Here is a 7,384-nt window from a genome sequence, read left to right as displayed (position 1 = left end):
TCCCCGGGCGACCAGGTCGTCTATTACGGCTGCCCCGGCGCCTGCACCCCCTTTATCGAACTCCTGGGGTTTGCCGTCCGGGACCTCCCCATCGAGCAGGTCTATGTGCCCGAGGCGGACGAAGAAAGGGCAAGGGTGATCCGCCAGGTCGCGGGTGTCGGGATGCAGGTCTCCGGCGATGCGATCCGCGTCGACCCGAAGGTGATCGTCCTGATGGGCGGGCTTGCGATGCCGGGCGTCCCGGGTGTCCCCGGCGTGAAGGAGATGCTGCAGGCGACCGTCGGCGCTCATCCCGGGGCGAAGGTCGTGGGCATCTGCTTCATGCAGATGTTTGAGAGGGCCGGCTGGCTCGACGCATTCGACTTTGACCTGATCATCGACGCCACCCTCAACCCGGTCAGGGTCTGGCGGTGACCAGCTGATCGGCCCGGCCGCCGCGGGTGCAGCGGGGGATGTCGGCGGCTCCCACGGCCGGTCGTAGCGGCGGAGGGTGAACCGGAACGCCGCACCGTATCCGGAATGCCCCGGCACCCGGTCATCGACCCTGATGCTCCCGCCGTAACGCTCAATGAGCATCTTCGTGATGTAGAGGCCGAGTCCCTTCCCGCTCCGGGCATTCGTGCCCCGCATAAACCGGGTGAAGAGAGAGGGCTTGACCTCATCTGGCACCCCCGGTCCGGTATCCTCGATCGAGACCTCGACCGTCTCATCGTCCTCTTCGACCCGGACGGCGACCTCGACCCCGGGCTCCCCGAACTTGATGCTGTTGCCGATGAGGTTCGAGAAGACCTCCGGAAGGAGGTCGTCGGCCATGACCTGGACCGGCTTTCCCGTATAGACGATCCCGGCATCCGGGTGGTGGGCGATCTCCGCCTGGATGACGGTGTCGAGGTCGACGGGTCTCGTCGCGGTCTCGCTGGAATGCAGCCGCCGGATCGTCGTGACGTTCTGGATGATTTCGATGCTCCGGCTGATGCCTTTGCGAAGTTTCCAAACCATCTGCTTCTCTTTTTCTCCCAGGAGCTCGGAGAGCAGGTCGGCGTAACCGAGAGCGACGGCATTCGCGTTGTTAATGTCGTGCACCATGATATCGAGGTAGAGGTTTGCCTCGTTATGGGCCGCCCGCAACGCTTCCTCCGCCCGGATCCGGTCGGTGATATCGGCTCCCGAACCGATCATCGCGACCGGCCGGCCGTCGTCGCCGGCAAAGACGGTGTCCTGCCACGCGAGGACCAGCTCATCGCCGTTCCGCGTGATGACCGGGCTCTCTCGCCGGTCGGGCAGGGGTGTGCCGGCGGCGAGCGCGGTGTCAAAGATCTGCCGCCGCGTCTCCCGGACCGCTTCCGGAACGACGGTCGTAAACCAGTCCTTCCCGAGCAGTTCCTCCTCCTGATAGCCGAGCAGTTCGCAGCCGTGCCGGTTGATGAGCCGGATGGTATGGTCGGCGTTGATAACGACAAACAGGACGCCTGCTACATCCAGATAACGTTGCGCGAGGTCCCTCTGTTTCTTCACCTCGCGTTCCCGTCCTTTGAGCTGTTCGGAGAGGGTGGCGACGACGAAGGCGATGACAACGAACATCAGGACCCGTGCGTAATCGTTCAGGGTCAGGAGGTCCGGCCTGTAGAGGAAGCTGCTCGCGACGACAAGCCCCCCGAGGAAGATAGCGACCAATATACTCCGTTTCTCCCACCAGAGCGCGGTCAGGATGATCGGGATGTAGAAGAAATGTGAAAAGACGGTCCCGAGCGTCAGGACGGCGTGGAAGTAGTAGGTCAGGAAGACCGATATCCCCAGGAGGATCATGATGACGATCGTGCGCTGTTGTTCGGTAAGGGTAGTCACGGGGTGCCCACCTCAACTACAGATATATATAATATACATAATATAAAATTATAACCATAATAGTTATCTGCCGATTTAAAGAGATCTTTTGGTAATTTCGGGAGAAAATAGATGGTCCCATTGGAGATGGGGCGCAGGGCATGAAATCAGAGACGGGGGGCGGTGTCTCTCTGCTATGTGAGTATTCTTCGGGATGCGGGCGATTTTATGCAAAACAGCCTATTTTAATAGTTCACACAGCAAAACTATTCCCACTGCCTGCTTCGCCGGAGCGGCTGCCCACCCTGGCCCGTGTCGGGCGATGCGGTACTGTCGAGCGTCACGCGGCAGGTGCCTGCCCGGGAGCGGCCCCGGCGCCGCAAGAACGCATCCACTGGTGAACCCGTGTCAACAGATCTTGTCGAAGCACTCAAAGCGATGGGCTATGCGGATACAGAGACCCCGGCTCTGGTGAGATCATTTCCCCCCGCAGTCACCGAATCCCTGCGAGACTTCAGGGTGCAGGAGGTCCGCGACATCGTCGAGACCCTCCTCTACATCTATATCGCCCAGAATAGTGCATCGTCCCGGGGAGAAGGGGAGGGCGTGGTCGAACAGAGTTGCTACGCCTATACCTCAGGGCCTCTCTTTGCCCTCGCGCAGGTCGACCTGATCAGGTCCGTCTCCTGGCAGGGAACGACGGTGATCCGGGCAACTCCCGCCGGTGAAGCGATCGCCCGGCCGCTTGTGGAGGCACGGATCCGGGCGCTGGACATCCCGGCCCTGGCTCACGAGATCAACGAAGTCGTCCCGGTCCTCCTCGCAGGGACGGTGAAAGGGTCCTACGTCAACAAGACCTTCCCATCGGCACTCCCCCGCACCGAAGAGACGTTCGTCGGTTTCCTCCTCAATAACACCCCCGGCCTGTTTTCGGAGTGCGAGCGGTTCGCTGCCCGGCTCAAGGCTGCGGGGTGCGCAGTCCTCGCCTACGCCTACGACCTCGACGGACGCGGGGCCGACGGTGTCGTCTATACCTTCCCGCCGGAGTTTGCGTACATCCTCAAGGAGATGCTCGAGACGATCGACCCCGGCGTCCGGGAGCACTACGATATGCTCATCGAGTCGTTTTACTCGACGTTCACCGTTCTGCGTTACCTCGCCTGCGGCGAAGACTACGACCGTATCCGGGCATTACCGGCTCACCGTCGCGAACTCTCACGAGTGCTTTCCCTGCTTACCGATGCCATCTACATCCTTGAAGGGGTGCGCGAGGACGACGGGGTTAACCTCGCCCGGTTCATCGTCAAGGACCGTAATCTCTACGATGTACACCTCCGCGACCTCGGGCGGACGCTGATGACCGACGTTGCCGCGAAGATCGTCATCGAGCGGCCGGCACCGGAACCGGTGGTGGAGTCGCCCTTCCCAAAAGAAGCGGTGCCCCCTGTCCCGAAAGAGGACACGATCGCAGCGCCCGTGCCTCCGGCAAAAGAGGCGGTTGACGAATGGGACGACGCCCTCTTTGCCGATGAAGGAGAAGAGAAGGAAGAAGAGGATGAGCCGGTCGCCCCTGCCTCATCAGACGCCGACGAACCGCCGTCGGTCTCACCTTCGGGCTTCTCCAGTTCCGTCCTTCCGGAACATCGTCAATCGCACCTCCGGGGCTCGAACGCCGTTCCAGAGGAGCGGCGTTCTGACGAACCGTCGCATGTTCCGACAGTTGTTCCCCGCCCCGGAGGGCTCGACGTCTTTCTCGGCCACGCTCAGGATGGGCGACGGGTCAACTGGTCGCCGGGAAGGCTCAACAACGGCCACATGATCATCCTCGGCGGCTCGGGCGCCGGCAAGACCGAGACGATCCGATGCATCGCCGCGGAACTGGCGGCACAGGCGATGCCGGTCGTCCTGATCGACTTCCACGGCGACATGGCCGCGAGCACGGGGAATGTCCGGTCCTACAAGATCCGCGAGGGCGGGCAGTATTACTTCAACCCGCTGGAACTCGACCCGGAGATCGACGAGATCACCCCGCTCCGGGCCACCTCGGACTTCGTCGACGCCATCTCCATCAACTTCCCGACGCTCGGTATCCAGCAGCGGAGGAAGATCAAGAATATCATCAAGGACTGCTACCGGTCCTCAGGGATTACGGGGAAGACCGAAACCTGGAAGCGGGTGCTCGACTTCGACAACATCGAGAGCGAGATAATGTCCTGCGAGGACGAGGCGATCCCGGCCTACCTTGAGGACATCTTCGATTATAAACTCTTCTCGGGGGAGGAGAAGATCTCAATCCCCACGATCCTCTCCGGCGGGATCACCCACATCAACTTAAACGCCCTCCCGGAGAACCTGCGCTACCTCTTTGCGGACCTCTTCCTCCGGCGGATCTACTACACCCTCCAGGCGACCGGCGAGATCCCGCGCGGGACGGAGAACGACCGGGAAAAGTTCCGGCTTTTTGTGATCGTCGACGAGGCGAAACTCCTGGTGAGCCAGAAGAGCGGTTCGAAGACGTCGATCAAGGCGGTGTTGAACAAATACGCCACCGAAATGCGGAAATTCGGGGTCTCACTCATCCTCGCGTCGCAATTGATCGCCCACTTCAACGAGGAGATCCTTGCAAACATCGCCGTGAAGTTTTGTATGCGGGCCGAAAACAAGAAACAGGCCCAGGAAAACGCCAAATTCTTTGAGGTGAGCGAGAAGGACCTCCTCAACTTCCAGCCGGGGGAGGGTATCCTGATCATCGGTTCGGAGAAGATGAACATCAGGATTGTCCCGTCGTCCGGCCGGAACCCCTGACCGGGACAACGCTTATCCGGGGTGGTGCCGGAGTATCCTGTATGGCAGGATCGGATACACCCGACGAAGACCGTGTAACAAAGGCCGCTCTCGCCCGCCCGATTTTCGTCATCCAGAAGCACGACGCGACCACGCTCCACTACGACTTCCGCCTGGAAGTCGACGGCGTGCTGAAGTCCTGGGCGGTCCCGAAAGGGCCTTCCCCCGACCCGAAAGAGAAGCGCCTCGCCATCCCCACAGAGGACCACCCGCTCGATTACGCCGACTTTGAGGGCGTCATCCCGGCGGGGAGTTACGGGGCGGGGACGGTCCTCGTCTGGGACCGGGGGACCTACCGAAACCTCACGCAGAAAGGCGGGCGGGAGGTCGGGGCCGCCGAGGCGCTCGGGCGGGGTCACATCTCCGTCTGGCTCGAGGGCGAGAAGGTTCGGGGCGGGTATGCCCTCACCCGCTTCCGGACCGGGAAGAGCGAGGCCTGGCTGCTCGTGAAGAAGGACGATGCGGAGGCGGACCCCGGACGGGACCCGGTTGCGACGGAGCCGCGGTCGGTCGTCTCCGGGCGGACGCTTGCACAGGTCGCGGCGGGGAGCAAACACCTCCGGTGAGGCATGCGGCGGGTGCCGCCCGCAGCACCCCGGCGAGTGCCGGACGGAGGGGCCGGGGGTGCGCGGTATGCGGGGGATACGCCCGGCCTTTGAGCCCGACAGGACACTCCCGTAGTCATCGACCGATTGCCTTTCGCCCGGGGTATCGGCCGGTGCGGGAGTGAAAGTTTTCAAATCCTGCCGTACTGGTTTTTCACCACCGAAAAGAAACCTGGAAACCGTACCTGAAAAAGGATTATTTTCTCAAGCCCTGATCGCCCGTGAACCCCTTCAGGACGGTCTGCAGGTGAAAAAGTGCCTGTTCAAAAAATTCATACTCGGTATGAAAAATACACTATATTTTTCACACTCGGCGACAAATAAACAATGTAAAGTCACCAATTTCAAAATCAATCAAAAATATGAGTTATAATTTCAGATACGCTGCAATATCTCCGCCGTAACCGAGAAATAACCGTTATTCTCCATTAGCGCAATGGATAAGTTTAAAATCTGAACTATCGAAAACTACAGAGATCAATCGATCAGAAGATCATCTCGAAGGTGAGATCATGGCAAGCAAGGTAATGACAAACAACGCTGTGGCAAGCAACGTTATGGCAGAGGCAGTAAGCGACGCAGAGATCGTCGCACAGTTCAGACAACGCGACTGCTGGGGATTGTACACGAGTGTGGACCTGAAAGGATGCGATCCGGTATCGATCAGGGACGCGGAAAAGATTCACCGGTTCATCATCGAACTCTGTGACCTCATCGACATGAAGAGGTTCGGTGAACCGCAGATCATACACTTCGGCCCGAACGAGAGGGTCGCAGGTTTCTCCATGACCCAGCTTATCGAGACGTCGCTGATCTCCGGTCACTTCGCGAACGAGACCAACGCAGCCTACCTCGATATCTTCAGTTGCAAAGAATACGAGCCTTCGAAGGCGGCAGAATTTTGCAAGAACTTCTTTGGGGCAGAGTCGGCAACCTATCAGGTATTGTTCAGGGATTGAATAGAACACCCGGCACGCGCTTCACCAGTAATTTATGACCACAGAGAGCCGTTGCCATCTCCCGCCGCTGTGAATGGGATATGGCGGGGGAGCGGCCCCCACCCTCGATTTTCTCAACGTTATCCGGATATCCTCTTGATCGGAACGAAGCGTTGTCGGGCGCCTTGATCCCGGAAGTTGGTGTTTACAACGTCGGCTTTCCGGGTAAAGAACCGATTTTTCGCGGTGTGATTCGCCCTCTTTTGCTTCTGCGTTTTCAATCGCCGGGAACCCCCGGCTCTCCAGCCTATCACGAGACCCAGAGGAATCGGTTCCCGGCGAACTGGACGACGGCAGCACAGATTGTCGAATCGGGACGTAATATTGCTCCTGCACCCCTTTTCAAAAGGAACGTGCACCATTCACCGCACTCCGCTCACGGACGCTTCACAATCCAGAAATCAAGCGGCGGTAGACGAGAAAAGCGGAGGTTGAATTTGTTTCACCATGCTCTTCTTTAGTGTAACTCCACAGGGTTGTTCCAGTCTTGTTTGCGGGAGTGCTCCCTTTGCACCATCCGGAAAAGAGACATCAGAAGGAGGGACGCGCCTCAACCCCCGACGACAATTCGGGCAGCGGCCGGTTCTCCCGGAATCGTCAACGTACAGGGGAGGAGTTATTCCCCCCCGAGGTACGTGATCTCCCCGTTATTCCAGGGTCCCATCAGGGGATACCCGTCGCATCCGTACGGCGTATCGCCGATGCCATTTCCATTGGCATCCTCAGCATACCACCCGTCGTAGGTGCTCCAGTAGTTACCGAGCGGACTTGAGTAAGTCTGACCGTTGTAGGTGTACGGGACTGGTTCGGTAGAGTTGTACCGGTCTGCACCATTCTGCTCAATGTCCCAATTGTCAATGAAACTGTTCAGATAGATGCAGTTGTTTCCCGCCGATCCTCCCGAATAGAAGAAACCGAGTTTATAATCGGCAAACGTGTTGTTGACGATCAGGGTTTCCGCTGCAGAAGCAAATTCTATCCCGATCCCCTCCAGGGGATCGGGGCTGGTGAACGTATTGCCATCGATGACGCTTCCAGAGGAAGACATCGTAAGGCCCATGGTCCAGACGGTGACGTTATTGTTCCTCACGTTGAAGTCATCCTAAAAGTTTC

General features: G+C 59.2%; 5 protein-coding genes and 1 pseudogene. 4 read left to right on the top strand and 2 right to left on the bottom strand.

What is annotated here, in order from left to right; genetic code table 11:
• Positions 1-54: 54 nt before the first annotated feature.
• Complete coding sequence (locus tag BP737_RS01245; protein ID WP_342685834.1) at positions 55-414, top strand: DUF2124 family protein; 360 nt, start codon at positions 55-57, stop codon at positions 412-414.
• A gap of 78 nt (positions 415-492) precedes the next feature.
• Here the strand turns inward: BP737_RS01245 and BP737_RS01240 are convergent.
• Positions 493-1,581, bottom strand: a pseudogene (locus BP737_RS01240) (PAS domain-containing sensor histidine kinase); the annotation flags it as partial.
• A 648-nt stretch (positions 1,582-2,229) separates the two neighbouring features.
• On the opposite strand from BP737_RS01240, the gene BP737_RS01235 reads away from it, so the two are divergent.
• The 3 genes from BP737_RS01235 (at position 2,230) to speD (ending at position 6,232) form a co-directional block, all read left to right on the top strand.
• Positions 2,230-4,629, top strand: a complete 2,400-nt coding sequence (locus BP737_RS01235; RefSeq protein WP_292408413.1) for an ATP-binding protein — start codon at positions 2,230-2,232, stop codon at positions 4,627-4,629.
• Between the two features lie 41 nt (positions 4,630-4,670).
• Positions 4,671-5,234 carry a DNA polymerase ligase N-terminal domain-containing protein gene (locus tag BP737_RS01230; protein ID WP_292393855.1) on the top strand — a complete coding sequence of 188 codons (564 nt, stop codon included), beginning with the start codon at positions 4,671-4,673 and terminating at the stop codon, positions 5,232-5,234.
• Between the two features lie 551 nt (positions 5,235-5,785).
• Positions 5,786-6,232 (top strand): S-adenosylmethionine decarboxylase, encoded by a 447-nt coding sequence (gene speD / locus BP737_RS01225; protein WP_292393857.1) that lies wholly within the window; start codon positions 5,786-5,788, stop codon positions 6,230-6,232.
• Positions 6,233-6,887: 655 nt separating this feature from the next.
• On the opposite strand, the gene BP737_RS01220 is transcribed toward speD, so the two are convergent.
• Positions 6,888-7,361, bottom strand: a complete 474-nt coding sequence (locus tag BP737_RS01220) for a NosD domain-containing protein (protein WP_292408416.1) — start codon at positions 7,359-7,361, stop codon at positions 6,888-6,890.
• Between the last annotated feature and the right edge of the window lie 23 nt (positions 7,362-7,384).

The organism is Methanoculleus sp. UBA291 (assembly GCF_002499755.1).
GTDB classification, from domain to species: Archaea; Halobacteriota; Methanomicrobia; order Methanomicrobiales; family Methanoculleaceae; genus Methanoculleus; species Methanoculleus palmolei.
The sequence above is the reverse complement of the archived record's forward strand: the minus strand, read 5'-3'. Positions and strand labels throughout refer to the sequence as shown.